Here is a 1,453-nt window from a genome sequence, read left to right as displayed (position 1 = left end):
GAGGTATTCAATACATTATCTGATAGAGTGCATCAAGATATTTTTAATCGTTTTAACTCTTGGGGGTTTCACGATTATAGACTTATAAAAATTGAAATTGAACATAAAAGTCTCCTTCACTCAAACATTCACTTCACTGTTTCCAGTGACGATGTTTGGATATTGAGTTTTGACAATGTCTCGTTCTTTCAATTTCAACACTTGAATTATGATAATGATAAACCTATTTACAATCGTGAAATAGATGACTGGTTGTATGAAGAATTATTACCAATTAACGAATCAACATTATCATTTGAAGTCATTTTGTCATCAGGAGGAAATATACTATTACACATCCAAGATAAATCGGTTTCGATGAAAAAGTTAAAATAGCTACTGCATTCATGTTCAACTAACGGATGCTTTWGTTAAAGGTCATATGGCTGATTGTCAGCCCTTTTCTTATTGAACAAACGGGGCAGGTTAGTTGAAGAAGGTATTTCAACATTCAATAAAGAATTTGATGTAAGGGGTGAAAACATTGAGTAGAATTAGAAGACAGCGAATTCCAGTTGTATTGGCTTTTTCTTGTGTGAAGTAAACAAATATCCTAACATGCCTGTTGAAATAACGGGTGCTTTAACTCAAAACGAATAAATTTTTATAGTTTATAATAATGCAAGGTTTTAAGCGTTTGTTGATATTCTTTTTGAGTGTGAATGTTTGAAAGCTATGTAATCTAAGGATATGATAAAGGAAAGATTTTCAAGAAAAATTCCTCAAGGATAGATTCGTATATTCATGTTTTTCTCCTTCAAAAAATAGTTCTTGCAAATATTTTTATTCAGTATGAATGACTGGCACTAAAGCAACTAGTAATGTATGAAGGAGATTAGTAATGGAATATGTTTTATTAGTAATTGTGGGATTGATATCTRGCATCGTGGGTGCATTGGTTGGTTTAGGTGGAGGGATCATTCTGGTGCCTGCGACTCTTTATATTGGTGGAACACTTGGATTGATTCCAGGAATTACTCCTCAGAATGTCGTTGGACTTTCTGTTATTATGATGATTTTTACGGGACTAGCCTCTACACTGACCTATATGAAATCCAAAACAGTTGATTACCGCAGTGGTCTGATCTTTTTTGCTGGAAGTGTTCCAGGAACGATTTTAGGAGCTTGGGTGAACAAAGGTTTGGATTTGCCTTCATTTAATTTGTATTTTGGCATTTTAATGATTATTATTTCGACCATATTAATGGTTCGGAAATATTTAAAGCCTGTAGAGTGGTTTGTGAAACATGGTAAGCAAAAGACTTTCACAGATGCTAACGGACAAAATTACATATACGGGTATCCTGTATGGTTCGCACTGATCCTGACCTGCGGAATTGGTTTCGCTTCTGGATTGTTTGGGATAGGTGGTGGGTCTATAATTGTACCAGCCATGATTTTACTATTCTTATTC

General features: G+C 34.3%; 2 protein-coding genes. Both read left to right on the top strand.

Annotation, left to right across the window (positions count from 1 at the left end):
• Positions 1-375: hypothetical protein (locus tag AC1DSB_RS19205; protein ID WP_477587412.1), on the top strand; the 375-nt coding region annotated here is incomplete at its 5' end.
• 505 nt (positions 376-880) lie between these two features.
• Positions 881-1,453 (top strand): sulfite exporter TauE/SafE family protein (locus tag AC1DSB_RS19200; protein WP_477587411.1); only part of this gene is annotated, 573 nt, incomplete at its 3' end.

The organism is Paenisporosarcina sp. P4_E4_2, from assembly GCF_056401595.1.
Note: the sequence above shows the minus strand (reverse complement) of the source record. Positions and strands in the feature narration are given on the sequence as shown.